Below are 26461 nucleotides of genomic sequence, written 5' to 3' on the forward strand. Positions count from 1 at the left end.
TACGGGAGGAAGATACGTTGACCAACCAACCTTGGGAAATTGAAAACATTCAAAATACAGTGAAATACTTAACGAACGGAAAACTCATTTTGACTGATCCAGAAGCTGAGATTTGCCTTGTCTTTTTAGAAAAAGAAGGAGAAGAGATTAATGCAATTGTCGAAGCAAAGTATTATTTTGAACCTGAGAGCAAAACGTACGAAGGGCTATTAATGTTCAGTGATTATCGAATTGTCTTTTTCTCACGGATCGCTGATGGCGAGGATGAGCTGGATTATTTACAAACCTATGAATACCCTTTTATTTCGCACGCTTCATCCACTTTCGAAACCGACTCTCATTCCAAGCTATCACTTGATTTTAAAAGTCGCAAACAGGAAACCGTTCATTTCACCAACATTGATCGCTCCAAAATAGAAACGCTCGTGAGAATGACCAATCACTTCGCCCAGACTCGAACTCGAAAAGACTATAAGCAAAATCAAAAAGGGAGCAGCTGGGTTGGAAAATTATTCGGTGCTGTAGTAGCCGCACTGCTTTTCTTCGGCATCATCGGTTATTTTACAGTCGATGAGTATAGTGAGGAGTACGAAGTCGTTGATGTGTTTGATGAGTACGATGAGTATGATAACGATTGGGTGCAATTAGATTTTGAAATTGCGATTGACGATCAACGCATTACCGTGCCTGATATGTTCGAGTACACGATGCACGACTCTTATTTTACAAATGTGATTGAGCCAGAAAATTATCACGGAGAGTATCCGTCCATTTTTTATAAAACTTCTCAAGACAACACCATTTACTATGTCTTTGAGTTTACTGTAAAGAACTTGACGGACGATCCGCTTGATCTCATTATGGACGTTCCCATTGGTTTCACCTTACTGGAAGACGGCTTCTATGAATTCTTTGCGAGTACGGTTTATGTGAATGACGATCGGAGTGATTTTGATTTCAGCCGCGAACTCGACGGAGGAGAAGAAAAAGAAATGTATATCTACTTCGAAGTACCTCCAAAATTAAAGGATGACGATAATCGCCTCGATTTACAAATTGAAAATTTCCATGATTATGAAGACAGGCAACTTATTCACTTGCGTTAAGCCTGATTGAACAACCAATCTTCCTGACGAGGAAAATTGGTTGTTTTTGCTTACACGTTTACTTCAAGCTTTTGCGTTGCCAGCTTCACGTATTTTGTTAAGAGCCAACGTGAAATTGGTCCAACAATGAGTAGCTGTGCCGGGAGTGCAACGATAATGTTCAGACCGATCGTTTTCAGATATGCAGTGAAAATGGAGCCTTCTATTCCTATCGTGACCGACTGTAACAGCACTCCGTATCCCGACATAATAAGAACCATCATCGGAACCATACAAAAAGCAAGGGCCAAAATGATGTTCATTCTTTTTGAACGATCAAAAGGCACTGAGAAAGCAAGCTTACGCGCGATTGGTTCAACGAGAGACTCCGCGATAAAAGCCACAATAAACGTTACGGCGAATATGATCACGACGCTCCATACGGTAAACGCTGAAAATCCTTGTAAAGCGGTGTTGTAAACCGACATAATGAGGACCATCCCAAAACACATGAATAACCCAAAAATGATCCCTTCCTTTTTGTTCGTTGGCAAAATAACCATCCTTCCTTTTTTAAGAGCATAAATTCGATTATATAGATGGAAAATTTTTTTCATAAGTGACGATTTTGTGAAGGTTAGCAGAATGACGGTTTCATTGAGGAACGTTGAGCAAGGGGCTTGAAAGAGTTGCAGAAGAGGTTATTTGCCTCCAATCATCGTATAAAAAACCGATCTTCCAACGAGGAAAATCGGTTTTTTCTTTAGAGAAGCGATAGCAAAAATCCACCCAATGCCCCTGTCAACACAATCACCCATGGTGGGAGCTTCCAGAACACGAGCATGCTAAATAAAATCGCGGCAAACGCAAAATCCACCGCTGATAAAATCGAACTCGTCCAAATCGGATGATAAAGCGCAGCGATTAATATACCGACAACCGCAGCGTTGACTCCCATTAACGCCCCTTTTACGTTGCGGTTACGGCGTAGCGAGTTCCAAAAAGGCAATGTACCTAAAATTAATAAAAAGGCAGGTAAGAAAATCGCAACGGTCGCAAGTAGTCCACCTTGCCAGCCGTTAATGACCGCACCGATATAAGCGGCAAACGTAAATAACGGTCCTGGCACCGCTTGTGCAGCCCCGTACCCTGCAAGGAATTGCTCTTCTGTGAGCCAGCCAGCTGGTACGAATTCCCTTTCAAGCAATGGTAAGACAACATGGCCTCCTCCAAACACGAGCGAACCGGCGCGATAAAAGCTATCAAATAAAGCAACCCAATTCAGGTTAGTCGCTTCTCTCATGATTGGCAGAGCAATGAGCAACCCGAAAAACAACGTGAGACAAACTACAGCAAAACGGTGCGAAAGTGGAAATTTCACTTCGTCTGACGAATCCTCTACGGTTTGATGTTTGTATAGAAGAAATCCGACGAAGCCAGCAAGCAGAATGACACCGACTTGTGTGAATGCCGTTTGCCACAGCAATGTCACGACAATCGCAAATAAGGCAATCGTTTTCCGCTTTACATCAGGAGTTAAATTTTTCGCCATTCCTAAAATTGCATGGGCGACGACGACGACGGCCACAATTTTCAATCCATGAATCCAGCCCGCATCGGTAAAGCCAAAGCTATTTAGTAACAACGCAAAAATAATTAACGCGATCACCGATGGCAACGTGAATCCTAAAAAGGAGACGATCCCTCCGATTACACCCGCTCGCATGACACCAATACCTATGCCCACTTGGCTGCTCGCAGGTCCAGGTAGGAACTGACAAAGAGCCACTAAGTCGGCATAACTCTTCTCATCAAGCCACTTTCTTCTTCGGACATATTCAGTGTGAAAGTACCCTAAATGGGCAACTGGTCCGCCAAACGACGTGAACCCAAGTCTTGTCGAAACAATCAAAATTTCAAGCAGAATCTTTAGTTTATTCATGATTATCACCTTCTTTTATTGTTAAAATCGTACCAAAGCTTCTTTGAAAACACAATCAAGGCAAACACATCTTAATCAAAACTTTACAAACGAAAAAAGCATCGGTTTCCCAATGCTTCCTGCTAAAAAAACAACACCCATACGAGCACTAATAAAATAGCAATAACCGGAATAAGTCCAAGGTACATAATGAGTTGATTGTTAATGCTTCGCTTGCTGTTATAATTTGTGTCTTCTGCTTTTGTCAGTAATAACGTAATGACAAGCGCCGCTACACAGACGAGCGCGACTAAAATAATTAATATAGTCATAGTTCCTCCTCTTTCATGAAGTTCTTTTATATTTAATTAAAGGTGAAGTTCCATCCAATGTGACCATCCAATTTTCATTTATTTTCCTCATCCACTTTTAACGTAAGTTGGTCGCATCAAGCGCCTCTTTAAATCGCTTAATGCCCTCACGAATTTGATGTTCATTTCCTCTGCCATAAGTAAAGCGGACATACCCTGACTGTGAGCCTAGTATTCGTCCCGGAGTATAAACGACACCTCTCTTAATCGACTCTTCCATTAAGAGGTTTTCATTCTTAAGTCCTTTTATTTTGCACCATAAATGAATGCCACCTTGAGGTTGAACAAATTCTACTTGATCGGAGAGGAACTCTTGCAAACTGTTGACGAGTTCCTTTTTCCGCTCTTCAAGTTTTTTTCGAAGGGTCTGAATATGCTCATCGAAATAAGAGGAACGGAGAAACTCTTTTGCAACCCATTGCGGAAAGACACTATGACCAAAGTCAACTTGCTGCTTTATATCTGCAAGGCGCAAAATGACAGGGGCAGGCCCTATGATCCAACCAATTCGCAGGCCTGAGGCAACAGTTTTTGATAAGGAACTAATATACAAAACGTTGCCATTTTGATCACTTGATTTAAGTGGCGGCAACCCGCCTCCTGAAAACGCCGTTAAACTGTATGGATCGTCTTCGATAATCGGAATCCCGAACTGAGCAGAAATATCTACTATTTGTTTACGGCGCTCTTCACTTAAAACAGCACCTGTAGGATTTTGAAAAATAGGATTTAAAAACACCATCCGAATGCGGTGCTTCTTATGTAGCGCAACAAGATCGGAAGGATTCACTCCATCATTGTCTACTTTCAAATGAAATACCTTTAAGCCGGCTGACCGAAAAAGAGGCAACGTATAACTATAAGATGGATCTTCTATCGCAACGGCATCACCTTGTTGCAGCAAGCCTTGGACGATCAGATGTAACGCTTGCTGTGCTCCTGATGTGATTAAGATGGATGAGGCAGTCGTATCGATTTTTCGGTAATCGCGGACATGATCTTCAATTGCCTCGCGCAATTTCAAACTACCTTGAGGGTCATCATAACCAAGATGCTCTCGAAATGGGCGCTCAGAAAGGATCGTTTGAAATTGCTCGTTCGGAAACAACTCGTCCGATAACTCTCCACTCATTAAATTAATAACGTTTTGACCCTTTGTTTCCTCTCTCAACCTTTGCACAATTGGAACATTAGGCAAAAACGAACCAACATCAACGTATTGATTCCAATTAGGAATACGCTTATTCAGCCGCCCCCAAATGTTGCTGCTCACAATCGTGCCGCTTCCTTTCACTCTGTTGACAAGCCCCATCGCCTGCAGCTCATCATAAGCAGCCACAATAGTACTCCGGTTCACAGAGTATTTCGTCGCTAACGCTCTTTCCGAGGGCAAAGTGCTACTAGGAGGAAGATTCCCAGATGAAATCTGCCTTTCAAAGTACTCAGCAATCTGTTGATATAAAGGCTTCTTGTCTTCGCGACTTGGCTTCCATTCCATCGCACATCCCCCTTTCATGCTCGTTACTGCAACTATACCGAATGAACGGTTGCTTTTCCAATAGTAACTATAATCGGCTTTGATGTCGCCGATAAATAGTGCGAAGTCGCCGATTTATGCTCTAGGTTCGCCGATATATATGGAATGTCGCTGATATGCCCTCTGAGGTCGACGATAAAACGACGGTCGCTGATATATACTCTTGGCTCGCCGATATATCACAAAGGTCGACGATATATCCTCTGAGATCGCCGATAAAACGAAGGTCGCTGATTTATGCTCTTGGCTCGCCGATAACACGACGGTCGCTGATTTATCCTCTTGGCTCGACGATATATAACAAAGGTCGACGATATCTCCTCTGAGTTCGCCGATATATAACGAAGGTCGCCGATATCTCCTCTGAGTTCGCCGATAACACGACGGTCGCTGATTTATGCTCTTGGCTCGCCGATATATAACGAAGGTCGACGATATATCCTCTGAGTTCGCCGATACATCAAGCAAAGTCGCCGAATCTTGAACCGAACCGACTAATTTTGTCTGAAAAACAAGAGTAGCTGAGTCACAACCGCCAAAATCGGTAATTCCAACAGAGGACCTACTACTAACGTTAGAGCAAGTAATGGCTCGTCTGGGAAAGCAGTCATCGCAATCGCTAAGGCGATCGGTGAATTTCGCGCCAAAGTCGTTAAGCTCAAGCTCACCCTATCTGACTGACTGAACGCTAGGAGCCGACCAACTTTCTGACTGACCAAAAAATTGATCACGAAAAAGAGCAAAATAGGAATCGTAATAAGCCACATGTAATCCAAATGCTCCAGTAACAATTGACCTTGTGACGCAAACATGGCCATAATCGCAAAGCTTAGTAAGAAAATCGGCCACACACTGATCTTGGCAAGCCATTTTTCTCTAAGCGGCTGCTTGCCTTTTAGCAGCGCTTTGGTCAAAAAGGCTAGCAGAAACGGTAACCCTAAGACGAGCAACACACTTTCTACTAAAAACGATAACTCGATCACCCCTGTCGCCCCACCGAATACGAGTAAATAAACCGGTAACAACAGCACTTGCAACAGCAAATTCAACGGCAAAATCGCCGTTGATAAGGCAATATTCCCTTTTGCCATTCCAGTAAATATCAAATACCAATCCGTACAAGGTGTCACCATCAGCATTATAAAACCAATATACAAAGCAGGATGATCCCCTAAGAAAAGCATTGCCAAAAGCCACGCCAACAGCGGCGCCCAAACAAAATTAATGACAACGGTCGTGAAAGTAAATCGAACATTTTTAAAAGCCTTTCGAACATCCTCGACGGGGATTTGCAAAAAAGTCAAATAGAGCATCGCAATCAACAATGGAACAATCAAGCTTTCAGCATTTGCCGGAATCCATTCAACTTGCCCGATCCCAATACCTATAACCACCGCCAACAAAATAATGACGGTATACCATTTTTCAACTAGATTCATTTATCTCTACACACCTTACGAACCTTTTTATACGTATTTTATCATAGCAGTCGATCTTTTTTGTCCGAATGAAGAAAGGATTATGTTATGGTAATGGAAAAATATTCAAGGGGCGTACGAATGAAGACACCATTAATGCTCATTAGTCTTTCCCTCCTCCTCTTATCAAGTTGTCAAACAGAACAGCATTATGTGTATTGGACCGACCTAAGCGAGAACCAACTTGAACGACTAGATGACGCCAACATTTCTTATCAAGTTCGAAACGGTGAAATATGGGTGAAAGAAAAAGAAATGATGCGCGTCGTCGCATGCTGCTCTTAAATTGAAGCGAGGAATCGTGATGAATTTACAAAAACTAGCTCTGTTCCTATTCATGAGCACCCCCCTAGTCGGATGCCTTTTGGAAGGAGAAACGATGGTATTATTGGATGAAAAAATTGAAAACATTGAAGTCGCCGCATCAAACGGAGTTGGCGACATTAGCGAGTATGTCATTATGACTATTGACGACCGAGCAGCGATCACCATAACCGAACAAGCAATTCGTCAAGCGATCATGAAAAAAGTTGACACTACTCGCGACCCTGACTTTGATTTGATCGTTTCATACGGAGACGATTTCCCTCTGCACCCGATCCACCTTTGGGTTGGCGATGAAAACGAGGAAAGCATTTTAATGTATGCGGTAGGCGAAGGTGAAACGTACACGACGACAGTGGCTGATACAAAGCAGTTACGTGAGCTGCTTTTGGTTGATTGAGAGAATCGCCCCTGGTGTAGCTGAACTATTAGACCATCGTCAGGGACACTTCCTCCGATTTTCTCATCCCACTTGTCCTTTAGAACCTTCCTCTCGGACACTTCCGTCGACTTTCTCATCCCACTTGTCCTTAAGATCTCGATCACGGACACACTCTCTCATTTCCTCCTTTAATCAACACTATGCTCCCCTTCCAAAATGGTAATTCATTCCCATAACTCTTCCTCCCTATGTTATCGTAGGGACAGATAAGAGAACTGAACAAGAGGTGGAAATCAAACATGCTATTTATTATTTTACTAATCATTTTACTAGTATTTGTCTGGGACTTTGCGAAGTTACGCCAGCAAAACGAAAAGCTGATTAATCAAAACTATCATATTATTAGTCTTTTGGATGAGATTAAGAATCAAAATAAAAAGGACGAGTAGAAAAAGAGGCGTCTCATAATAAAATCATCAATGCGGGAGTTCACCCCAAAAAAAAGACCACTGATGAATACAGTGGTCTTTCAATCTTCCAGCTTTTTATACCAATTTTCGCCCAGCTCCTAAAGCAAGAACGGCTCCAACGTTACGTGCTGAACCTTTCATATTTTCATAAGCTGAAGCTAGGGCTTCCTCTAGGCTTACAGCTCCAGGAACGATGCTGAAGACTGCGTCGATGCCGTGGTCATACACATTTGTGTAATCATGAGTGAGGCTACCGGCTAAGGCGATCACAGGAACGTCATGTTTTTTTGCGACGGACGCAACACAGATTGGTGTTTTGCCATGGATCGTTTGGTGGTTAATGCCACCTTCTCCTGTAAGGACAAGGTCAGCGTCGCGAACTGTTTGTTCGAGACCGACCGCTTCGATCACTAAGTCGCCGCCGCGCTTTAATTGCGCTGGCAAAAAGGCAAGAAGTCCTGCACCTAACCCACCGGCAGCCCCGGCTCCTGGGACATCGCGAATGTCTTTGCCGACATCGCGCTTGATGATGTCCGCATACTGAGTCAAATAGCCATCAAGCAGCTCGACTTGCTCAGGAGTGGCTCCTTTTTGTGGTCCGTAAATGGCTGATGCACCTTTAGGACCAGTTAATGGATTGTTGACGTCGCAAGCGACATCAATGGCGACGCCATTTAGACGGGGATCAAGCTCCGACAAATCGATGCGGGCAAGTTCACGAAGCCCAGCGCCACCAAATGCAATCTGGTTTCCAGCGCCATCTAACAACTTTCCACCTAACGCTTGAACCATACCGGCACCGCCATCATTCGTTGCACTTCCGCCGATGCCAATGATGATTCGCTCGACGCCTTGGTCTAGAGCGACCTTTATTAACTCGCCTGTGCCGTACGTCGTTGCCACCATCGGATTTCTCTTTGATTGCGGCACAAGCTCAAGGCCAGATGCCGCAGCCATTTCAATCACTGCTGTTTTCCCGTCACCAAGTAACCCGTAAAACGCATTGACTTTCTCTCCTAATGGACCGGTCACTTCTGCATATTGAATCGTTCCTTCTGTTGCATCCACTAACGACTGAACTGTTCCTTCTCCGCCATCTGCCATTGGCACTTTGACATACTCCGCCTCGGGGAGCACTTCTTTTAACCCTTCTTCAATCGCGTTCGCTGCTGCTAATGCAGTTAAACTCTCTTTAAATGAATCTGGTGCAATCACAATTTTCATGCCTCATGTCCTCCCCATTTATAAAAATAACTTGAATACGCCAAAGATCAATGTCGAAACAATCGCAATCGTTAACCCAACAAGCGACTCATATGGAATCAACTTCAAGCGTTCTTGGAAATTCATTAACACACTTCCTGCTGTCGCGTGGAAGAAGCTTCCGTGTGGCAAGTGGTCTAATACGGTTGACCCCGCATGGATCATTGCTGCTCCCGCGAGACCCGCTACTCCTAACTCGATCAACGTCGTACTGAATACACTACTTGCTACAGCTGCCCCAGCTGTTGTCGAAGCTGTCGCTGCTGACATGAAAATCCCTGAAACTGGTGCAAGCACGTATGACGGCAAGCCGAGCACATCGATTCCATCAATTAAAACGTTACGAAGTCCTGAATTGGAGATGATCCCAGCAAGAGTACCCGTACCAAGTAACAATACCGCGACACCTGACATTTTGTTTAAACCAGAAATGATAAACTTGTTTACTTGTGAGAATTTCCCCATCACTAACGCTCCAATTAATCCTCCGGCAGGAAGCGCAAGCATCGGATCGATCACAATATCAAACAACGGACGCAGCGCAAGAAGCACAATCGTTACAAGTGGAGCAATGATCGCTAGCCCAAATGCCGGTAGCTTTTGCTCGTTGTTTTGCGTCAACTCTTCTAACTTCACCATCGAACCTTTGTTAACAAGTCTTTTTGCAATTACATACGTCACAAAAAGTCCAGCGATTCCTGGGATAATCCCCGCTGCCATGACAGACGTTAATGGCACTTCAAACGCCTCAGCAACGGCAATCGAGTTCGGGTTTGGTGACATAATGTTACCTGCTTTACCGCCCCCGATCATCGCTAACAAAATCGCCGTTTTCGATAAGTTTGCACGACTTGCAATCGCAAGCGCAATTGGTGCAACTGTAATAACGGCAACATCGACGAATACCCCAACTGCGGTTAAAATCATCGTCGCAATCGCGAGCGCGAACAATGCTTTTTTCTCACCGATTTTTTTCACAATGCTTTCGGCAATCGATGCAGCCGCTCCTGACTCAATTAACACACCAGCGAGTACACCCGCTGCTAAAATCCGTAGCACCGCTGGAATAATTCCTTGCGCGCCACCCATCATTAAATCTACGGTTTCGACGACAGACGCCCCACCGACTAACCCACCAACCATTGCTCCTCCAACAAGAGCGTAGACTGGCGGAACTTTTCTAAATATAAGAACAATCGCTAATACTAAACCAACAATAGCACCTAAAGCGCTTACTTGAATATCCATCTGAATACCTCCCTAGATGTAACTGACACTTACATTGTAAGCGCTTTATACGATAAGATCATTGTTCAAACGAACAAAGAAAACCGCTACCAAATAGCGGTTTCATTGTGCAACTGACCAATTAGTTTCATTCATTTGTAAACTGATCAATGATTAACGAGAGATACAGCTCAAATAAATCATTGTATCTCCGCGGGTCCTTTCCGGTAATTTCTTTTATTTTTTCTAAACGATACTGGAGCGAATTACGGTGGATAAATAACGCATTAGCCGTATTGCTCGCTTTGCCATCCTCCTTAATGTACGCTTCAAGCGTCCGCTTTAGATCACCAAGTTCATCTTCCTTCTTTAACTTATTCATAATCTCGATAAAAGGATTGTCTCGTGAATGGGCAAGTTCATGAATAAAAACATAGACTGAAAACTCATCATACGACAACAATAGCTGCTCGACTTTAAGCTTCTCACCGACAACAAGTGTATCCTTCGCTTCTTTATATGATAGATGAAGTTGATCAAAATTGGGATAAAAGCGCCCGATTGCGACTTTGACAGACGAATCAATTTTGTGTAGCTGATTGAGCCAAATCCGAACAGCACTTAACGTACGCTCTTGGTCCCAATGCCCGTCTTTTACATGCACTCTTTTTAAAAGGACGATCTCGCCTGTATAGGTCGTAACCATCAAGTCATCCTGCTCTTTCATCTCAAGCAGCTTCTGTTCGAGCTTTTGGTTGCGGTCGACTTTCGGCAAACGGCTTTTTAACACCATAACGACCCGCGGCACCGTTAGATTAATCTGCAGCGAACGAGCGCGCTCATACACGAGTCCATCATTTAGTGGCAAGCCATTAATGAGCTGATGTACGAGCTCTTCTTTAATTCGTTCATCGAGCTGTAACTGCTTTTGCAAAAATGCCTGCTCCAAAATCATTTCCGTCGTCATCTTTACAAGCTGACCATACCCCCGCGTTTCCTTAAGATCACCAGTAATTCCGACGACGCCCACAACTTCCCCTTGAAAGACGATTGGCAAATTTATTCCTTCTTTGACCCCGTCCCAGTTCAACGTATGATCACGGTCAATTTCAATTGGTTCACCTGTCTGCAAAACTCGTACCGCGACCTCATGCTTCGTTGCAATCCGGCCACGATCGCCTGAACCAATGATCCGCCCCTCTTGGTCCATGACATTAATGTTATAAGGAAGAATTGCCATCGTACGGTCGACAATCTCCTGCGCGATTTGTTCTGTAATGTACATGCTTTTCGTTCCTCTCTTACTCCGATGATTGTCCTTCTATTTTATAGGAATTTAAGAGAGAGAGAAAGCAGACAGTAGGGCGTCCAAAATTCTAGCATATTTCTCTTAAACCAAGCATATCTATTAAGAAATAATAGAATGCCTTTTTAGAGGAGGTGCTGCGGTATGCTTTCCCAAAAAGAAGTAGAATCAGTGATGAGTACACTAAACGACGAGCAAATCTATTTTTTACAATACCGAACCAAACAAAGAAAAAAGAGCCGATGGTTGCAAACACTCGCTACGTACAAAGGACTCGACATCGATGAGAAAATGAGTGAACAGGAAATCGAAGAAATGCTAGAGGATTGGGTGTTAGTCGATATTAAGGACGGCGGCTATCAAAAGCGCCCTTACAAATGCGACTGCGGACAAGCACTCCGCTTTCAATATATCATTCAAAACAAAAAGGAATGCGCGATTCGCTCCCTCGGAGAAAACTGTTTTGAAAACTATCTTCAGCTCCCTCCTGCTATCATTAAAGACATAAAAAAAGGGATGTATCTCATCGACCTCGAACGCGATGAGATTCTCGTAAAATACAAAAAGAAACTCTACTACCCTTTGCAATCATTCCTGCACCTAGCAATCCCACAAGACTTCATCGATCAACACGAAGTCGGGCTGCCTTTAACCGATAACCAGATTGCCACTGTCGAACGCCTTCACAAACAATATGAAGAAGAAAAGAAACTAGCATCGCTATTCTTGCGTCTCACCATTGAGCAACAACAATTCATCTCCAAATGGAGCCAAGAGGACCGAAGAGAATTGCTGCTTATGATTGAGGAAGGCCATGCAGAGTGCCTCTTCCAGACAGATGAAGCTTCCATCTATCATCCATTCATTAAAAGACAAATGGAACTCAAACTACCACTACTAGAAAAACAAAAACAGCAACTAAACGAATCACAAATGAAGCAAAAAAGAGCGAAACAATTCCATGCCTTAACCGTGGAACAACAACAATTTCTACTCACCTTTGATCACGAAGACCAAGCTGCATTGCTAGACCGAATACACAAGCCTCTTTATTACAATCACCAAAGCATCGAACACTTGCCGCTCGATGCTCGTATCAAAAAACAAGTCGAATTGCAGCTCCCTTTGTTAAAGGAGCAAATATACGAAATTCAAGTCGCGTTAAACCGAGTCGTGACTTGATCAGACACTCTTACTCCGTTGAAAAAACATTTGAACAGTCAGCGCCAACAACATCATAATCCCTGGGTTTCTCAATTTCTTTGTTCTCATCATTAAAACACCCTCCCGCTTCTTGTTACAACCATCTTATCAACAAGAAAACGACTTGTATCGAAGTGCGTGAGGTTTTGTGACAGAGAAATATGTATTTAAAATACATCTTTTAGGTTTTGAGGTTTCCGGGGGTTTGAGGTTTTTTTAATCAGAAGCTAAGCGACCCGAAAGAATGACTCTGCTTCAACCGTTAATCCACATCAAAGAAGTTCTTCAAAAAACGCACATACCTCTCTTTATGCTCGTTTTCAGCTTGTCCGAAAGCTTCGATCGTATCAATCATTTCCTTGTACGATTGATTCACTTCTTCTTCAGTGATGATTCCTTTTTTCACAAGCAATTCCGTAAGCGCGATCACTTTCATATCAATGGCGGCACGGTGCATCGCTTGGCCTTCGCTTACATCGACCTCTTCTTGCCTACACTCATCGAATTTCTTCATCGTCCCTCTCCCTTCCTTGCAAAACGACTTCAAGATCCTACCCACATTCTTACAAAACAAATCTGTATTCAAACCGATTAAAATAGAATATTATTATTCTAACACGATTTTAGGAGGGTACTAGATGAAAACAGCGGTGAAGCTTGTTTCGTTTCTCGTCTTCTTTTCGATCATCGTGTCTCATCATTACTCTCCATTTAGCACTCATTCGTTTGAGCATCAAGCGACGATCACACCTCAGCTTGCAGCCGGTGAGTGGCTCGATTTTAATGGGTTCGATTACGGATCTTCAAAGAGCTTCTTCTTCACCACGCTCCTTGTTCTAACAGCCACCGTTTTAGCTTATGCTTGCTGCCGATCGATCCCACCGTGGTATTACGAGCGAGTTACAGCTTTGTTGAATCCTGTCTTTTACCGGTCAAGTTATCTCATCAAACCATCTCTTACATTATGAAATCACTTCATAAGATAGGAGGAGGTTCGAACATGTTGATTCGATTTCTCATGATTGGGATGCTTTCATTGTCCGCTTTAAGTGTATTTGCTTACCAAGCCTTTGAATTTGTCATCGCGTGGCAGATGTTATGAAAAATAAATAATCACAACGAAACGATTGCTTCTTCCAAACAGAAGCAATCGTTTTTCTATGTTACACTAAATCAAAAAAGGTGCACTCTATGAAACTAAACAAAATCCACCACATCGCCATCATATGCTCAGACTACGAAAAGTCAAAACACTTTTACACCGATTCACTCGGGCTGACTGTCATTAAAGAGACGTATCGTAAAGAAAGAGATTCATACAAACTCGATCTCGCCATTAACGATGACTACCAAATCGAGCTGTTCTCCTTCCCAAACAGCCCGGAACGACCAAGCTATCCGGAAGCACGAGGTCTTAGACACATCGCTTTTGAAGTAACGGACATCGAAGAAGCTGTGAGAGAACTTGAAGCAAAAGGCGTTGCCGCAGAACCGATTCGCGTCGACGAGATCACCGGCAAAAAGTTCACCTTCTTCCCCGATCCGGATGAGTTACCGATTGAATTTTACGAAAAGTAAAAAGATCGAGTGATCACCGAGCAAGGTGATCATTCGATCTTTTTTCTTTCTTACTTCACCTTCTCGACCTTCGAAGGCTCATCCTTTTTATCGTCATAAAAAACTTTAAAATTCGGATCGACCGTGCCGATTCCTAAGTGACGCGCATTGAAATCCTTCAACAGTGAGATAAACTTCGGAGCTAAGATCAACAGCGCTAAGATGTTAGCAAAAATCGGCAGTGCTGTTGTCATATCGGCTAATAACCACACAGCCGTACCTGGCATTCCTAACGAAACAGCTATTAATACAAGGAGAAATCCCGGAATTGGATAGGTCCATTTGTAAAAAGTAAGAACCCTCTCCTTGTACTTTCCCTCTCCCAACAAATACCGGAGAATGACTTCAATTTGCGCATAAATCCCTGAAGAGGTCGTGAGCCCAAATAAGAGAATACCGACGACTAGGATCACCCTTCCAATCATGCCGAGTTCTGTTTCAAATGCACTTAATGTAAGCGATGCACCATCTAGCCCCGAGGACCAAGCACCGGTCACAATAATAACCAATGACGTGATCGAACAAATGATGAACGTATCTACGAATACTTCAAATACGCCTAGAAGTCCCTGACGAACCGGATGATCGGTTTTCGCTGACGCATGAATCATCGGTGAAGAACCCCAACCTGCTTCGTTGCTAAACACAGCACGTGACATTCCGACTTTAATGGCCTGAGCGACCGCTGCCCCGGCGAAGCCGCCGACTGCACTCGTTCCGTTAAAGGCACTGTCAAAAATCAGCGCAAACGCAGCAGGAAGGAGCGGGAAGTTTACAAGCAGAATGTAAAGGCCACCAAGCAAATAAAAAAGAATCATAAAAGGCACGATTTTTTTCGCTATTTTTCCTAACCCAGCTAGCCCTCCGCTAATGAAAATGTAAAGCAAATTAAGTATACGAAACTGACAAGCACTTGGTTAATTTGAAAGGTTGAAGAAACGGCTTCTGATACCGTGTAATTTTGAATCGTTAAGAAAAAAACTGTCCCAAAACCTAAAATAAAAATAAAGTTCAACACTTTGTATAGTTTTTTGCTTTTTCGTTCTTCATGGAGGCCCTTTTTAATGTAATAGGTGGGACCACCATATGTTTCACCATTTTTGTCTGTAGAACGATAATGAACCGCTAGTGTAACTTCAGCCATCTTGATAATTTTTCCAAATAACCCCGCGACCCACATCCAAAACACTGCTCCCGGTCCACCAAAAGCGATCGCTGTTGCGACACCCCCAATATTCCCAACTCCAACCGTCGCTCCAATCGAAAGACTAACACTTTCAAGTGGTGAAAGGACACCATCTTGGTTGTCTTTATTTTTCGCGCGAAACAGCCGATCGAAACTGTCTTTTAAAATATAAGGGAGCTTGATCACTTGAAAGAATTTCGTTCGAATCGAATAATAAATACCGACGGCTAAAATCGTAAATATTAGCGGCATTCCCCACAAAAATTCCCATACGATAAGCTCAATCATTTCCAACCTAATCCCCTCCCTCGTTCTTCACAAAGCTTAAGCTGACACAACCTGAAACAGGCTTTTTACCAAGCTCTCAAGCATGACCGGTGTTTGAATAAAAGCACTCTCTATATGAAGACGCTCGGTTTTCTTGTGGGCATCTTTTCCAAATGGACCGACATTGAGTACCGGTGCTTGTAGCTCTTGCATTGCTTCAAATGGAATGCTATAGCAACTGCCCCAAACCGGAGTGTTTCGTTCAAACACTTCCCAATCTTGTGTTGTGCCTTGGTAGTTCACATAGCTTAAATCACAGATTCCGTTAAAATAATGAATTTGGTTCATTTCAATCTGATGTGTATCAGCTACTTTTTGCAGCAATGTGACAGACTTCTTGATGTGAGGATCGGTGGAGGAATTGACTGCAGGATAGTAAGGTGGTGCAAACAACAGGATGATAGCAGGAGCTAATTCCTGGCATTGAGTCATTAATTTATCTGCTAACCGTATCGATTTTTCACGTTCATCCCATTGAATATTGGCCTCAACTTCATTTTTCAAGTTCGCAATAAAGGCTTCTCCATACTTTTTCTCAGCATGGACGAGGAGTTCTTCATACTTCAGGACTTTTACCGAACCGACTCCTTGCATATGCTCGCGCTTGCAAAGCTCGGAATAAGCTTTGTTACAATGGTTTGCCGCTTCGTTTGCGACTTGTTCAAACACATTCATAATATCAGCAGCACTGCGTTTCATTAGAAAAACGTTATACAAAGCGGCAGCCCTGTACGGAGTTTGTGCTGAATACTGCAATTGTAAATCTTTCTGCTGCAATGTCACTGGTAGCGGTGTCGCTTCGCCAAGATCTATTTCACGAAATGCCTCATTCCACTCCATTAACTGAGTCATGTAGGAGGCTATATAGTTTGCAGTTATTCCCGATAATGATTCGCCAACATGGGTTTCCTTGCCATAAAACAATGCTGCAGGCATGATTTTCCCCATCGTTCCCGTGTAAATATATCGCTTTTCGTCACCCGGCTTTTGTGAAAAGGACGGCTCGCTATTTAAAAACAGTACGTATGAAAGGTCAAAGGTCTCTTTCATTTTGACCAATTCTTTAACACACACCCGCATTCCTGCTGAGCTTACTTCCTCATCGGGAACTGTTGCAAGCAACAGGTTGATTGGCCAATTTTCAACTGTCGCTTTTTCCAATAATGCCATATGAAGGGCAAGGCCCATCTTCATATCCATTGTTCCTCTGCCAAATAGATACTGACCCGATTCAAGGTCGGTGCGTGCATCCAGAGGTAGCTCGTTTTTACGACTGTGCAGTCGTGCAGTCAGCTTTTCCGGTTGGCATGCATACGGCTCTAAGTCCCCATATTCCTCCGTTTGCACCGTATCAAAATGACTGATTAACACAATGGTCTCTTTCGCCTCTTGATGCTTATATAGGGCGGTGACGACGTTTCTACCTGAGCCAGCATCGTGTAACGTGAGATACTGCGGGTGTTGATTAAAGTATTCGAGCTCCCTAAGTTTTTCTTCAACTTTATAGGCAAAAGCACATTCGCCTTCTGTGAACGTCCGACTTTCCCAACTCACAAGCTCACACAACAAAGTCCTGAGCTGATCAGGAGTCGCCCATTTTAACTGTTCCATAGAACATCTCCTTTCTACATCACCCGTATTATTCAATATCAGCAGCAATCGGTCCGACTTTGCTCGTCAGACCGTGCCACATTCTACTACTAAAAACGTAAAGACAAGCAACTTAACCCACCATCTTGTTTTTGGAACTCTGACATTTCAAGCTCAATCGTTTCGTAACCCGCTTCGTTAATTTTACGATTTGTTTCTTCATAGCCCTTTGGAATGATTACGTAGTCATTCACAAGAATACAGTTCGCTGAATACTCATCCGAATCTGACACGACAATTTTGTCATAGTGCTCAAAATCTGGATGATCAACAAACTCACCAGCTACGACAATGAGGTTATTCTGTAAATATGCGATCCCTGTTTTCAAATGGAAAAACTCTTTTAATGGAACGATTGTCGCCTGATACGAATTCGCTTCAAGAATGTCTTTCAACTGCTTAGCTCCTGCTTCATTTGTTCGTTCCGATATTCCAATGTAAAAATGATCATCCACTTGGAGAACATCTCCACCATCTAGTGTGCCTGGAGCGTTGATATAATGGAACGTATTGTAAAATGATTTAAGCGTTTGTTCAATCTCAACAATTTCTCCATTCCTTGAATCAGCACCTGGATTGGTAATAACCGCAAATTCAGGAGTCAGCACTGCTGCATCCTCAACAAAACAAGAGTCTGGAAATTCCTCACTCGCTTCAAGTTCTGTTACACTAACGCCACAAGTTTTCAGTGCCTCGATGTAAGCCGCATGCTGCTTGAGCAAAAGATCATAATCTGCCTTTCCTAGATTAGAAGTCGTTAAACCATTGACATAGCTCTTTCCTGGCTTCTTCACAATCACATTTTTAAACATGTTCATTCCCCCTATTAACTTTAATTATTTATTCGAACAACAGGACATGTTAAACAAGTCGGGCCACCTGTTCCTTTATAACTAATCTCTTCACCTTTATACTCAAAGACCGTTGCACCAGCATCAACAAGCTGCTGTTTTATAAGCGGATTGCCTGCCACAACAAGACAAATACGCGGAGCTAGTGCAAGTACATTACTGCCTAAGCGCTCATACTCTTCTTTTGTTACTTCAAGTAGCCGGAAACCCCGTTCGATTAAAAGATTTCTGAAAAACACTGGCATGAGTGGAGAATAGACAACGGCTAGGTCATGGTCAACGATGCTGATTAACGACATTAGATGCAAGCACTCTTCAACGCCTCTGTCATGTGGCAATTGAACAACGATAAACTCGTCGACATAAGGAGCAGTCATTTCTTTTAACTGCTGGATCGCCTCCGCGTTCGTTCGATACCCAAGACCGACAGCAAGAGTGCGATCATCAAGCCAAACCAGATCACCGCCATCAGCGACTGCATCCCCTTGAAGTTCACCGATAATAGGAATGCCGCGTTCGATTAAAAACTCCCTATACACCTCAACCTCAGGCTGTCTTGCTTTTTTCCCTGATTTTAAAAGAATCGCACCTGCATGTGTAAATTTAACTGGATCATGTGCATATAAAGAATCAAGTCCGACGGATGACGATTGCGGCAAAAATTCAACGTGTGGAACATGTTGTTCAAGGATGTGAAGAAAGTTGTGATATTCAGATATCGCTTCCTCTAAATTCGGCTCTTCCACATAATTAAACACCTTCCACTGCTTTGATAAATGCTCTTGACTGATAAATGCCTGCTTTGGATGTTTAACAATTACATGCTGCATTGGTTGAAACATTGATGAACAATATGACATCTTCTCCCCTCCTAACATTTCCGTTCAACGGAAACCTATTCCATTAATCGGAAAACTTAACCTCACTATATAAAACCCTTCACTCCCTTGTCAATAATATTCTGAAATTTTAAATAAAAATAAAATCGAATGAAAAAAGCAAGCCATCACAGCTTGCTCTTCTTGCTCGTCTTTACTTGCTAGCCAATTGTTCGGCAAGGCCTACAAAATATTTCACCCCATAGATTAAACTATCTTCATCAACACGAAACTTAGGGTGGTGCAAAGGATAGGCATCGCCCCATTGCGGGTTGTGAACACCGATAAATTGCATCGAAGAAGGGACACGCACAGAAAAAGCAGAAAAGTCCTCTGTCCCAAACATCGGCTCCTCAATCTCCACGACATGTTCTTTCCCAAAATGGGCTTCTCCAACCTCACGGGAAAACGCAACAGCTTGATGATCGTTAACGATCGCCGGATAGCCATATTCCCAACTGATTTCATAGCTCGCCCCGTGTGCAGCCGTTATCCCTGCAACAATTTGCTCGAGCAACTCTCTTGCCTTTACACGCGATTCTTCATTTAACGATCGGATCGTTCCTCCAAGCTCTGCTGTATCGGCAATCACATTCAAAGCAGAACCACATTGAAACTTTGTAACAGAAACTACCGGAGCTTTTAAGACAGAGATTTTTCGCGCGACGATTTGTTGCAAATTCGTCGTAATTTCAGCCCCTATCATCAACGGATCTATCGTTAATTCTGGTGTAGACGCATGTCCTCCACTCCCGATTATCTTAATCTCAAAATCATCCGCCGCTGCACAAAATGCCCCTTCACGAATGCAGATAGTCCCCTTTTCATAATAAGGACTGACATGTAACGCAAAGGCATAGTCAACGCCATCAATGATCCCTTTTTCCACTAGTTCACTTGCTCCACCAGGGAAAGCCTCTTCAGCATGTTGGAAGACAAAGCGAATTTCTCCACTAAGATCCTCCTTTTTTGCAGCAAGCACTTTCGCAGCCCCTAATAACATCGCAGTATGAGCATCATGCCCACATGCATGCATAACTCCTTTGTTTTTAGATCGGTATTCAATCTCGGCTTCTTCTTCAATTGGCAAAGCATCCATATCAGCCCGAAACGCAATCGTTAAGTTTGAGCCTGTCTTCCTCATTCCTTTTAAAACAGCAACCACACTCGTTTCAGTTGGTCTACTCACTTCTAGCCCTGACATCTGAATCAATTGTTGGTAAATAAAATCCGACGTCTCCTTCTCCTGATAAGACAGCTCTGGGTGTTGATGCAAATGTCTTCTCCATGATAAGACTTCCTTCTCGATTTCTACTAATGTCGTATTCAATACATACGCCTCCTACCTTTAATCATTAGAAAGGTCCATACGAAATGCTTTGAGCAATAATTAAAAAGATAATCGCAACCGCAACTTGAATCAAAAAGTACGGCATGACCCACTTAAACCACTTTGTGAAAGGAATGCCAACAATCGCTAAGCCCGCTAGTAAAACACCTGATGTCGGAATCACCATATTTGACAACCCATCACCTAACTGGAAAGCCAGAACCGCAGTCTGCCTAGTCACTCCTACTAAATCCGCAAGTGGCGTCATAAGTGGCATTGTCAAAGCAGCCTGCCCACTCCCAGAAGGAACGATGAAGTTTAGAAATAATTGAACAATGAACATTCCAACCGCATTAAACGTCGGAGGAAGTTGACCAACTATGGCTGCTGAATAATATAAAATTGTGTCAAGCAATCCCCCATTTGAAATCACGACTAGAATCGTTTGGGCGAAGCCAATAATTAACGCGCCTGCAACCATTTCTCTCGTTCCAGAAATGAAACTATCTGCGATTTTATTAGGAGATAAGCGTCCAATTAATGCCATAATGATACTCGCAAATAAGAACAAACCAGCAATCTCGCTAATGTACCAACCTAACTGAATTACACCATAAACTAAGACGAGAAAGTTCACGAGTAAGATAAGCAACTGCAGGCGATGTCTTCCACTTATTTTAAAATCTTTATCAACGACAAGCTCCGTTTGACGCTCAAATTTTCCATACAAGCCTAATTCGGGATTTTTCCTTACTTTTACAGCATGAAAATATATATATAGTACAGTCACAATGAAGAAGACGGCGAACATCGCAATCCGTAAACCCATTCCTGAATACACAGGCAGTTCTGCGATCGTTTGCGCGACCCCGACATTAAATGGGTTCGTAATTCCTGCAACAAATCCAGTCGCAAGCGTTCCTAACATGACAATTGCAAAACCAGTAATCGCATCAAAACGCAAAGCAATCGTCATTGGTACAATGATCGCAATATAGACGAGTGTATCTTCAGCCGATCCAATTAATGCTCCTAAAGAAGCAAACACAAGCACCATAATCGGAATCAAAATCTTCTCGCGATTGCCAAAACGGTAGGCAACAAATTTAATAAATGAATCGAGCGCTCCAGTGGCTTGCATAATCCCAAGTGCTCCTCCAAACAAGAAGACAAATAATATAATTGATGCTCCATCAATCATCCCTAAATGAAAACTATTGAACATATCCATTAAACCGACTGGACTCGACTCAACAAACTGAAACGACTCAGGATCGACAACACTTCGACCATCGACTTCCGTCCTCTCAAATTGCCCTGCAGGAACAAGGTACGTTAAGATTGTCGCAGCAACAATAACAAAAAACATTAAAGCAAATGGATTAATTCCCTTGTTAATTGGTGATTCAAGCTTTGGCTCAGCTCTCATTTCGTTCTTTGGTAAATTACTCATCATATTCCCCCTATGATTAAAGTCACCCTTTTTCAGAATAAACAGAAAACTAAATCCATTCCTCTCCACTTTCCATGCTTTTCTCTCTAGGAACGGTTTATCAAAAAGGCATCATAAAACTAGGGAGCTTTCTACTTGTCGAGTTTGATGACTTTTCTGCCGTTCAAATTGGCTGAACAAACTCAAGTACTTTAGACGAATTTAAAAACACCTCCAATCTTTCCGTTGAACGGAATTAATTTTCGATATTCGGAACTTAATTCCATCATAAAGAAATTCATGTTATAATGTCAATAATATTCAGAATATTTACTAGCAAATAATCTCCCCTTATGGAGGTTGTGAAAGATAGGTGATCTAACTCCATGCAAGGTATCGATAGAGCAATGAGTGTGATAAATGTCCTTCGGGTCCATCCTGATAAGTCTCTTTCCATTTCTGAATTAGCCAAGCAGTGCGAGCTCCCACTTAGCACGATGCACCGCTTACTCTCCTCTCTATTGGAGCACGGACTAATTCAACAAGAAGAAGAAACAAAGAAATACCACCTCGGCTATTTATGGCTTGAACTCGGATTGCAAATGTACGATACAATCGACTACGTAAGCAAAATCAGACCAGAGCTTGAAGCCCTCATGCAAAAGGTCGAAGAGAATGTCTATTTAAGCAAACCGATGCAAACCGACTCTCTCATCATTGAACGGATCGACAGCTTATCCAATAACATTCGCGTTTACGACCAAATCGGCTTACGAATCCCCCTACATATCGGAGCATCCAACAAAGTGATGGTCGCTCATTTTCCAGAGGAAAAAGCGACAGAGATCATTCACGAACTCGTGCCCGAAGAAGAACAAGCCGCTTTTAGAGAGCAATTAACAGAAATCAAACAACAAGGCTACGCCGTCAGTCACGGTGAACGAACAGAAGGAACCTCCTCTGTCGCGGCTCCCATCTTTAATCATTTTGGCGAAATTCATGGCGCAGTAAGCATCGGTTTTGTGAATTATCATTTAACCGATAGGCGGCTTGATGAGCTCCTTTCTGCAATTATTGAAAGTGGGCGGAAGATTTCGTTGTTGTTGGGGTATAAAGGGTAAACAAAAGCCAGCTGTTTTAGTGTTTATGAGCGCACTGGAACAGCTGGCTTTTTCTTTTTAGCCAGGAGTGTCAGAAGAGCACTCATCCCTTTGCAATCTTCTGCACATCCTTCACAATCCTCACACGATCCTCCACACGATAATACCTCACACAATTTTCATCTTCAGGGGAAAGACCCGCACTTTGAAAAACCCCAACAAATCGATAGCGATTAAATCCGAGATTGTCCTTGTATTTCGCAAATACCGCTCTTTTTCGATTCAAGTTCATTTCTTCAAGGTGGTTTGCTTTTCTCTGTTCTACGATTGTTTCATCCTGATGGGATTCGTCAATATAGGACCAATCCTCTGCCAAATAATTAAGCCAACCGTTAGCTACAGATTTCGTATTTCCATCGACAATGATAGACAACTTTGGGCACCACAACCACGTATGATCCAGCACCCGAAACCAACTGCGTTGATAGCTCTTTGCATTCTTGCCAAATACCGTATTGACAATGTCTTTAATGTCCTTAAAAGACACTTCATCATGAATCGATAAATAGTCTTGTTGTTTTATTTCATCGAGCTCTTCCTCATATGTGAGCCACCTTAAAGGCGTTTTTACTTCCTTCTCTTGTATAATCGACACGACTTCGTTAATGCGGTGATGGATTTCGTCAATCGTTCTAGTTGCATCAATACGAAGACAGACAAAGTCGTCAATCGACTCTTCATTAACAGCTGAAATAATGTCATCCATTCGAAGGTTGTCTGCTTCTTGATTTCCCAAATGATAGGCTTCATCGACCTCTATTCCAATATGTAACTGTGGAAAATATAAATCCATTAACGCATGGCTACCATTTTTTCGTTTCACGTATTGCTGACTCACCGGCTTTATATTCACATTGTCTATCTTATGCCAAATGGCCGTTAAAATATAATTCTCGTAATCTTTTCTTTTCGTTCTTGAGAATGTTTTTACTAGATAATCACATTTATTCATTGATAGTCTCCTCTGTTATGTCCGAAATATCCTATCACTTGTATTCTCAAACCCTTCACCATTATACACGCCCCAAATGCGTATCTTTAAAACTAGATGGATACTTCAAACCATATCCGAGCATTCTGTCCATGCCTATATGAGCAGATAAAATAAGGCCAAATGCTACTAACATTGAGCTAGATATCAACACTCCACTCATAATAATGAAAATCGCTAAGCTATACGTATGAACTATGTTATATAAAATAGCGCCTACTTTCTGATTGATCAAATAGCCGATCATTGAGATATCTGGTGCCAATAACAGCACAAAGAATAATAGCCAGCTAAATTGAAAGGATGAGTACAAATAAAGACTTAGGATGAGGACAGCTGCTCCCTCTACATGCAATAAAATTTTATTCATCACGTCCACTGCCTTTCATTTTTTATAAATACATATTCGGCATTTACGTCAAAATTCCTCATCCAACGAGATGTTATTTCAGCACGTTTTCTATTCACCTATCTCACTTACCGTCCGAATCTCCTCAATCAGCTCAACCACAGCTGGTGGCAGCATTCGAACGTTTGAAAAAGCTACGTACACCGGTCTTTGAAGGTGTTTAGAACGTATTCTGCGTGTGATTAGGTTTGGGTTCGCGTTGTAGCGAGTATAGCTTTCTGGCAGGATCGAGATGCCAAGGTCTTGTTCGATTAAGCTACATGCCGTTTCGAAGCGTTCGTACTCAAACATGATCGATGGTTTCAGCTCTTCTTTCGCAAATGCTTCAAGTATGTTTTCTCTTGTTTGAAAGCCTTTTGTGCTAATGATGAATTCTTCGTTGATCATGTCGCTTAATGAGACCTTGGGTTGTTTGGCAAGTCTGTGATCTTTATGAACGACTAACACGAATTCTTCGACATATAATTCCGATACGCTGATCTCATCCGATTCAATCGGTTGATTCGTAATGGTCAGGTGGACATCATAGTTTTCGATCGCTTGGATGACATTTTCATGGCCGAGTGTTTCCTTTAAATCTAAGCAAATGTCAGGGTATTTCTCTTTGAATGTTTTAATCCTTCCTAGCAACCAAAACTTTGATGATTCAATAAATCCAATCGATATCGTTCCTCTTCCTACTTGCTTAATTTCATGTAATTCCTTTGCCATGTTGTCGTATTTCTTCATTAATTCTTGCGCCTTCGTGTAGAAGGCTTGTCCCGATTCTGTGATCGAAAAGCTTCTTGTGTTTCTTTCTAGCAGTTGAAACCCGACTTCTTTTTCCAGCTTTTTAATGGCGTTGCTTAAAGAAGGCTGCGAGATATGAAGGGCCTCTGCCGCTTTTGAGAAATGCTTTAAGTTTACAACGGTAATAAAATAACGAAGCTGCCGGAGATCCATTTTTCCCCTCCTTCATTTATAGTTTTAAACTATTATTTTATATTTTTTTGATATTGGTAATTATATATCGACTCCATTATACTTTTCAATAATCACAAATAATCAGAATTTTAAGAGGAGGGCGAACCAATGTATGTAAAACCGACTCAAGACTATTGGCACGGAAGAATCGATGATCCAACAGATCGTAGGAGTTTTCGCTTTCATCAAATGATTAAGCTAGCCAACCTTGATCAACTGATAGAAAAAGGAAAGACTGACCGCAAAGCATTCGCATTCCTTGGCTTTCAATGTGATGAGGGTGTAAGAAGAAACAAAGGGCGTACCGGCGCGAAACAAGGACCGATTGCAATTCGAAAGGCACTATCATCCCTGCCTTGGCATTTCGATGAACAGACAGATGTCTTTGATGTTGGCGATGTCGTTTGTGAAAAGAAAGAGATGGAACAAGCGCAAGCCGAGTTAGGAGATGCGGTTCATACTCTATTGAGAAACAACGTACAACCGATGATTCTTGGCGGAGGCCATGAAACATTGTACGGTCACTATCTCGGTGTTCGTAAAACACTTGGGCCATCAGCCAAGCTTGGAATCATTAATATTGATGCACATTTTGATATGCGTTCATACGATGTCGAAACATCCTCTGGAACCATGTTTAAGCAAATTCTTGACCATGATGACAAATGCGGCTACTTCTGTGTGGGCATCCAAAAGCTCGGCAATACCGCTTTGTTATTTGATTTAGCTGACGAGCACCACGTTCAGTATGTCTATGATGAAGAAGTAAATGATAATGAGATCACCACTACTTTCAAGAAGCTTGATGCCTTTATCGACCGCTATGATCAAATCCTTCTGACTTTATGTACCGATTCGATCAATTCAGCGTTTGCACCTGGAGTAAGTGCACCAACGCCTTTTGGCTTAGAACCCAAAACCGTCCGTCAACTACTCCGTCATATTCAGTCACACGAAAAAACGAAATCCTTCGATCTATGTGAAGTCAATCCATCTCTAGATGAACACAACAAGACCGCTAAACTTGCGGCCCAGTTCATAGCTGATACAATGATGCACGTAGAACAGCGGGAAAAACAATACTAACAGGAGGTATGTTC

26 protein-coding genes and 1 pseudogene are annotated in these 26461 nt (G+C 42.5%); 9 read left to right on the top strand and 18 right to left on the bottom strand.

Annotation, left to right across the window (positions count from 1 at the left end; genetic code table 11):
- Positions 1 to 17 precede the first annotated feature (17 nt).
- On the top strand, positions 18 to 1106 hold the full coding sequence (locus BkAM31D_RS20220; protein WP_066157104.1) for a hypothetical protein: 1089 nt from the start codon (positions 18 to 20) through the stop codon (positions 1104 to 1106).
- 50 nt (positions 1107 to 1156) lie between these two features.
- Here the strand turns inward: BkAM31D_RS20220 and BkAM31D_RS20225 are convergent, their stop codons facing one another.
- The 5 genes from BkAM31D_RS20225 to BkAM31D_RS20245 all read right to left on the bottom strand — a co-directional run bounded on the left by BkAM31D_RS20225 (position 1157) and on the right by BkAM31D_RS20245 (position 6353).
- A complete protein-coding gene (locus BkAM31D_RS20225) occupies positions 1157 to 1639 on the bottom strand; it encodes a DUF2798 domain-containing protein (protein WP_066157107.1) in 483 nt (160 codons plus the stop codon).
- Positions 1640 to 1848: 209 nt separating this feature from the next.
- Positions 1849 to 3027, bottom strand: a complete 1179-nt coding sequence (locus tag BkAM31D_RS20230; protein ID WP_066157109.1) for a chromate transporter — start codon at positions 3025 to 3027, stop codon at positions 1849 to 1851.
- A gap of 122 nt (positions 3028 to 3149) precedes the next feature.
- Complete coding sequence (locus tag BkAM31D_RS20235; protein ID WP_066157113.1) at positions 3150 to 3338, bottom strand: BshB3 potential contributor to bacillithiol synthesis; 189 nt, start codon at positions 3336 to 3338, stop codon at positions 3150 to 3152.
- A 97-nt stretch (positions 3339 to 3435) separates the two neighbouring features.
- Complete coding sequence (pdxR, locus tag BkAM31D_RS20240; protein ID WP_066157116.1) at positions 3436 to 4875, bottom strand: MocR-like pyridoxine biosynthesis transcription factor PdxR; 1440 nt, start codon at positions 4873 to 4875, stop codon at positions 3436 to 3438.
- A 533-nt stretch (positions 4876 to 5408) separates the two neighbouring features.
- Positions 5409 to 6353 (bottom strand): arsenic resistance protein, encoded by a 945-nt coding sequence (locus tag BkAM31D_RS20245; protein WP_066157119.1) that lies wholly within the window; start codon positions 6351 to 6353, stop codon positions 5409 to 5411.
- A 120-nt stretch (positions 6354 to 6473) separates the two neighbouring features.
- On the opposite strand from BkAM31D_RS20245, the gene BkAM31D_RS20250 reads away from it, so the two are divergent.
- The 3 genes from BkAM31D_RS20250 to BkAM31D_RS24015 all read left to right on the top strand — a co-directional run bounded on the left by BkAM31D_RS20250 (position 6474) and on the right by BkAM31D_RS24015 (position 7547).
- Positions 6474 to 6677 carry a hypothetical protein gene (locus BkAM31D_RS20250; protein ID WP_066157120.1) on the top strand — a complete coding sequence of 68 codons (204 nt, stop codon included), beginning with the start codon at positions 6474 to 6476 and terminating at the stop codon, positions 6675 to 6677.
- 94 nt (positions 6678 to 6771) lie between these two features.
- Positions 6772 to 7116, top strand: coding sequence for a YhfM domain-containing protein (locus BkAM31D_RS20255; RefSeq protein ID WP_066157123.1), 345 nt, complete (start codon positions 6772 to 6774; stop codon positions 7114 to 7116).
- 281 nt (positions 7117 to 7397) lie between these two features.
- On the top strand, positions 7398 to 7547 hold the full coding sequence (locus BkAM31D_RS24015) for a hypothetical protein (protein ID WP_169801134.1): 150 nt from the start codon (positions 7398 to 7400) through the stop codon (positions 7545 to 7547).
- A gap of 96 nt (positions 7548 to 7643) precedes the next feature.
- Here the strand turns inward: BkAM31D_RS24015 and BkAM31D_RS20260 are convergent, their stop codons facing one another.
- The 3 genes from BkAM31D_RS20260 to BkAM31D_RS20270 form a co-directional block, all read right to left on the bottom strand.
- The gene (locus tag BkAM31D_RS20260; protein WP_066157127.1) at positions 7644 to 8792 is read right to left on the bottom strand and encodes a glycerate kinase; all 1149 of its coding nucleotides are present in this window, start codon (positions 8790 to 8792) and stop codon (positions 7644 to 7646) included.
- Positions 8793 to 8810: 18 nt separating this feature from the next.
- Positions 8811 to 10079, bottom strand: coding sequence for a GntP family permease (locus BkAM31D_RS20265; RefSeq protein WP_066157130.1), 1269 nt, complete (start codon positions 10077 to 10079; stop codon positions 8811 to 8813).
- 127 nt (positions 10080 to 10206) lie between these two features.
- Complete coding sequence (locus tag BkAM31D_RS20270) at positions 10207 to 11343, bottom strand: sugar diacid recognition domain-containing protein (protein WP_066157133.1); 1137 nt, start codon at positions 11341 to 11343, stop codon at positions 10207 to 10209.
- A gap of 165 nt (positions 11344 to 11508) precedes the next feature.
- On the opposite strand from BkAM31D_RS20270, the gene BkAM31D_RS20275 reads away from it, so the two are divergent.
- Entirely contained in the window at positions 11509 to 12546 is a 1038-nt protein-coding gene (locus BkAM31D_RS20275; RefSeq protein ID WP_066157136.1) for a hypothetical protein, read from the top strand.
- 283 nt (positions 12547 to 12829) lie between these two features.
- Here BkAM31D_RS20275 and BkAM31D_RS20280 read toward each other — a convergent pair whose 3' ends face one another.
- On the bottom strand, positions 12830 to 13081 hold the full coding sequence (locus BkAM31D_RS20280) for a hypothetical protein (protein ID WP_066157140.1): 252 nt from the start codon (positions 13079 to 13081) through the stop codon (positions 12830 to 12832).
- 124 nt (positions 13082 to 13205) lie between these two features.
- Here BkAM31D_RS20280 and BkAM31D_RS20285 point away from each other — a divergent pair, with 124 nt between their 5' ends.
- Positions 13206 to 13535 carry a hypothetical protein gene (locus BkAM31D_RS20285; RefSeq protein WP_066157143.1) on the top strand — a complete coding sequence of 110 codons (330 nt, stop codon included), beginning with the start codon at positions 13206 to 13208 and terminating at the stop codon, positions 13533 to 13535.
- A gap of 223 nt (positions 13536 to 13758) precedes the next feature.
- On the top strand, positions 13759 to 14145 hold the full coding sequence (gene gloA2, locus BkAM31D_RS20290) for an SMU1112c/YaeR family gloxylase I-like metalloprotein (protein ID WP_066157145.1): 387 nt from the start codon (positions 13759 to 13761) through the stop codon (positions 14143 to 14145).
- A 50-nt stretch (positions 14146 to 14195) separates the two neighbouring features.
- Here the strand turns inward: gloA2 and BkAM31D_RS24910 are convergent.
- The 6 genes and pseudogenes from BkAM31D_RS24910 to BkAM31D_RS20320 form a co-directional block, all read right to left on the bottom strand.
- Positions 14196 to 15658: pseudogene (locus BkAM31D_RS24910) on the bottom strand (alanine/glycine:cation symporter family protein).
- A gap of 36 nt (positions 15659 to 15694) precedes the next feature.
- Positions 15695 to 17308 carry a M20/M25/M40 family metallo-hydrolase gene (locus BkAM31D_RS20300; protein ID WP_066157148.1) on the bottom strand — a complete coding sequence of 538 codons (1614 nt, stop codon included), beginning with the start codon at positions 17306 to 17308 and terminating at the stop codon, positions 15695 to 15697.
- An 89-nt stretch (positions 17309 to 17397) separates the two neighbouring features.
- Positions 17398 to 18159: a dimethylarginine dimethylaminohydrolase family protein gene (locus BkAM31D_RS20305; RefSeq protein ID WP_157076868.1), complete on the bottom strand. Its 762-nt coding sequence runs from the start codon at positions 18157 to 18159 to the stop codon at positions 17398 to 17400.
- A gap of 20 nt (positions 18160 to 18179) precedes the next feature.
- Positions 18180 to 19058 (bottom strand): dimethylarginine dimethylaminohydrolase family protein, encoded by an 879-nt coding sequence (locus BkAM31D_RS20310; protein WP_066157157.1) that lies wholly within the window; start codon positions 19056 to 19058, stop codon positions 18180 to 18182.
- 172 nt (positions 19059 to 19230) lie between these two features.
- Positions 19231 to 20406, bottom strand: a complete 1176-nt coding sequence (locus BkAM31D_RS20315; RefSeq protein ID WP_066157160.1) for an amidohydrolase — start codon at positions 20404 to 20406, stop codon at positions 19231 to 19233.
- Between the two features lie 25 nt (positions 20407 to 20431).
- Complete coding sequence (locus BkAM31D_RS20320) at positions 20432 to 21859, bottom strand: YfcC family protein (RefSeq protein ID WP_066157163.1); 1428 nt, start codon at positions 21857 to 21859, stop codon at positions 20432 to 20434.
- Positions 21860 to 22224: 365 nt separating this feature from the next.
- Here BkAM31D_RS20320 and BkAM31D_RS20325 point away from each other — a divergent pair, with 365 nt between their 5' ends.
- Positions 22225 to 22959, top strand: coding sequence for an IclR family transcriptional regulator (locus BkAM31D_RS20325; protein ID WP_066157167.1), 735 nt, complete (start codon positions 22225 to 22227; stop codon positions 22957 to 22959).
- Positions 22960 to 23041: 82 nt separating this feature from the next.
- Here the strand turns inward: BkAM31D_RS20325 and BkAM31D_RS20330 are convergent, their stop codons facing one another.
- The 3 genes from BkAM31D_RS20330 to BkAM31D_RS20340 all read right to left on the bottom strand — a co-directional run bounded on the left by BkAM31D_RS20330 (position 23042) and on the right by BkAM31D_RS20340 (position 25340).
- Positions 23042 to 23950, bottom strand: a complete 909-nt coding sequence (locus tag BkAM31D_RS20330) for an AbaSI family restriction endonuclease (protein ID WP_066157171.1) — start codon at positions 23948 to 23950, stop codon at positions 23042 to 23044.
- 61 nt (positions 23951 to 24011) lie between these two features.
- The gene (locus BkAM31D_RS20335; RefSeq protein ID WP_066157174.1) at positions 24012 to 24359 is read right to left on the bottom strand and encodes a DUF4260 domain-containing protein; all 348 of its coding nucleotides are present in this window, start codon (positions 24357 to 24359) and stop codon (positions 24012 to 24014) included.
- Between the two features lie 90 nt (positions 24360 to 24449).
- Positions 24450 to 25340 carry a LysR family transcriptional regulator gene (locus tag BkAM31D_RS20340; RefSeq protein ID WP_066157176.1) on the bottom strand — a complete coding sequence of 297 codons (891 nt, stop codon included), beginning with the start codon at positions 25338 to 25340 and terminating at the stop codon, positions 24450 to 24452.
- Between the two features lie 129 nt (positions 25341 to 25469).
- Between BkAM31D_RS20340 and hutG the strand changes: the two genes are divergently transcribed.
- Positions 25470 to 26447, top strand: coding sequence for a formimidoylglutamase (gene hutG / locus BkAM31D_RS20345; RefSeq protein ID WP_066157182.1), 978 nt, complete (start codon positions 25470 to 25472; stop codon positions 26445 to 26447).
- The last annotated feature ends 14 nt before the right edge of the window (positions 26448 to 26461 follow it).

It is taken from the genome of Halalkalibacter krulwichiae, from assembly GCF_002109385.1.
GTDB lineage: Bacteria > Bacillota > Bacilli > Bacillales > Bacillaceae_D > Halalkalibacter > Halalkalibacter krulwichiae.

Excerpts from the sequence above, each read along its gene's own strand:
- BkAM31D_RS20230 (WP_066157109.1), bottom strand. The coding sequence starts at position 3,027 with ATGAATAAACTAAAGATTCTGCTTGAAATTTTGATTGTTTCGACAAGA.
- BkAM31D_RS20235 (WP_066157113.1), bottom strand. The coding sequence starts at position 3,338 with ATGACTATATTAATTATTTTAGTCGCGCTCGTCTGTGTAGCGGCGCTT.
- pdxR (WP_066157116.1), bottom strand. The coding sequence starts at position 4,875 with ATGGAATGGAAGCCAAGTCGCGAAGACAAGAAGCCTTTATATCAACAG.
- BkAM31D_RS20245 (WP_066157119.1), bottom strand. The coding sequence starts at position 6,353 with ATGAATCTAGTTGAAAAATGGTATACCGTCATTATTTTGTTGGCGGTG.
- BkAM31D_RS20250 (WP_066157120.1), top strand. The coding sequence starts at position 6,474 with ATGAAGACACCATTAATGCTCATTAGTCTTTCCCTCCTCCTCTTATCA.
- BkAM31D_RS20255 (WP_066157123.1), top strand. The coding sequence starts at position 6,772 with ATGGTATTATTGGATGAAAAAATTGAAAACATTGAAGTCGCCGCATCA.
- BkAM31D_RS24015 (WP_169801134.1), top strand. The coding sequence starts at position 7,398 with ATGCTATTTATTATTTTACTAATCATTTTACTAGTATTTGTCTGGGAC.
- BkAM31D_RS20260 (WP_066157127.1), bottom strand. The coding sequence starts at position 8,792 with ATGAAAATTGTGATTGCACCAGATTCATTTAAAGAGAGTTTAACTGCA.
- BkAM31D_RS20265 (WP_066157130.1), bottom strand. The coding sequence starts at position 10,079 with ATGGATATTCAAGTAAGCGCTTTAGGTGCTATTGTTGGTTTAGTATTA.
- BkAM31D_RS20270 (WP_066157133.1), bottom strand. The coding sequence starts at position 11,343 with ATGTACATTACAGAACAAATCGCGCAGGAGATTGTCGACCGTACGATG.
- BkAM31D_RS20275 (WP_066157136.1), top strand. The coding sequence starts at position 11,509 with ATGCTTTCCCAAAAAGAAGTAGAATCAGTGATGAGTACACTAAACGAC.
- BkAM31D_RS20280 (WP_066157140.1), bottom strand. The coding sequence starts at position 13,081 with ATGAAGAAATTCGATGAGTGTAGGCAAGAAGAGGTCGATGTAAGCGAA.
- BkAM31D_RS20285 (WP_066157143.1), top strand. The coding sequence starts at position 13,206 with ATGAAAACAGCGGTGAAGCTTGTTTCGTTTCTCGTCTTCTTTTCGATC.
- gloA2 (WP_066157145.1), top strand. The coding sequence starts at position 13,759 with ATGAAACTAAACAAAATCCACCACATCGCCATCATATGCTCAGACTAC.
- BkAM31D_RS20300 (WP_066157148.1), bottom strand. The coding sequence starts at position 17,308 with ATGGAACAGTTAAAATGGGCGACTCCTGATCAGCTCAGGACTTTGTTG.
- BkAM31D_RS20305 (WP_157076868.1), bottom strand. The coding sequence starts at position 18,159 with ATGTTTAAAAATGTGATTGTGAAGAAGCCAGGAAAGAGCTATGTCAAT.
- BkAM31D_RS20310 (WP_066157157.1), bottom strand. The coding sequence starts at position 19,058 with ATGTCATATTGTTCATCAATGTTTCAACCAATGCAGCATGTAATTGTT.
- BkAM31D_RS20320 (WP_066157163.1), bottom strand. The coding sequence starts at position 21,859 with ATGAGTAATTTACCAAAGAACGAAATGAGAGCTGAGCCAAAGCTTGAA.
- BkAM31D_RS20325 (WP_066157167.1), top strand. The coding sequence starts at position 22,225 with ATGCAAGGTATCGATAGAGCAATGAGTGTGATAAATGTCCTTCGGGTC.
- BkAM31D_RS20330 (WP_066157171.1), bottom strand. The coding sequence starts at position 23,950 with ATGAATAAATGTGATTATCTAGTAAAAACATTCTCAAGAACGAAAAGA.
- BkAM31D_RS20335 (WP_066157174.1), bottom strand. The coding sequence starts at position 24,359 with ATGAATAAAATTTTATTGCATGTAGAGGGAGCAGCTGTCCTCATCCTA.
- BkAM31D_RS20340 (WP_066157176.1), bottom strand. The coding sequence starts at position 25,340 with ATGGATCTCCGGCAGCTTCGTTATTTTATTACCGTTGTAAACTTAAAG.
- hutG (WP_066157182.1), top strand. The coding sequence starts at position 25,470 with ATGTATGTAAAACCGACTCAAGACTATTGGCACGGAAGAATCGATGAT.